Annotated in this window: 1 protein-coding gene; it reads left to right on the top strand. The window is 38.8% G+C overall.

Going from position 1 to position 1,176, the window contains the following annotated elements; translation table 11 throughout:
* A partial coding sequence (locus ACVC43_RS00150; protein WP_452222547.1) for a DUF7507 domain-containing protein occupies positions 1-1,176 on the top strand: 1,176 nt, incomplete at both ends.

The raw sequence follows: 1,176 nt of genomic DNA on the forward strand, positions 1-1,176 counted from the left end.
GTCTGGTACTACTGCTACAACAGACGATGCAACAGTGATTACCTTATGTCAAGGTGATACAACTATTGCACTTGTCAAGTCTGGAATCTTTAACGACGAAGATCAAGACAACTGTACTAATGTTGATGAAACGATTACTTATACCTTCACTGTAACGAATACTGGTAATGTGTCTATTGATAATGTGGTTGTAACCGATCCTTTATTAGAAGCTCCTAACCCAGTAGTTGCAATCGTATTTACTTCTGGTGATACTGATGGTGATAACGAATTAGATCCTACTGAAACATGGACTTACACAGCCAACTATGCTGTAACGCAAGACGATATCGATGCTGGACAAGTAACAAACCAAGCTACAGTTAACGGTCAAAATGTATTGACTGATGCTACTGTAACTGATGTGTCTGGTACTACTGCTACAACCGATGATGCAACAGTAATCACACTATGTCAAGGTGATACAACTATTGCTTTAATCAAGTCTGGAATCTTTAACGACGAAGATCAAGACAACTGTACTAATGTTGATGAAACCATTACTTATACGTTTACTGTAACGAATACTGGTAACGTGTCTATTGATAACATCGTGCTTACCGATCCTTTATTAGAAGCACCTAACCCAGTGGTTGCAATCGTATTTGCTTCTGGTGATACCGATGGTGATAACGAATTAGATCCTACTGAAATATGGACTTACACAGCCAACTATGCTGTAACACAAGATGATATCGATGCTGGACAAGTAACAAACCAAGCAACAGTTAATGGTCAAAATGTATTGACTGATGCTACTGTAACAGATGTCTCTGGTACTACTGCTACAACAGATGATGCGACGGTAATTACACTATGTCAAGGTGATACCACGATTGCTTTAGTCAAGTCTGGAATCTTTAACGACGAAGACCAAGACAATTGTACTAATGTTGATGAAACGATTACGTATACCTTCACTGTAACGAATACTGGTAATGTGTCTATTGATAATGTGGTTGTAACTGATCCTTTATTAGAAGCACCTAACCCAGTGGTTGCCATTGCCTTTGTTTCTGGTGATACTGATGGTGATAACGAGTTAGATCCTACTGAAATATGGACTTACACAGCCAACTATGCTGTAACACAAGATGATATCGATGCTGGACAAGTAACAAACCAAGCAACAGTTAA

It is taken from the genome of Lacinutrix chionoecetis (genome assembly GCF_053604665.1).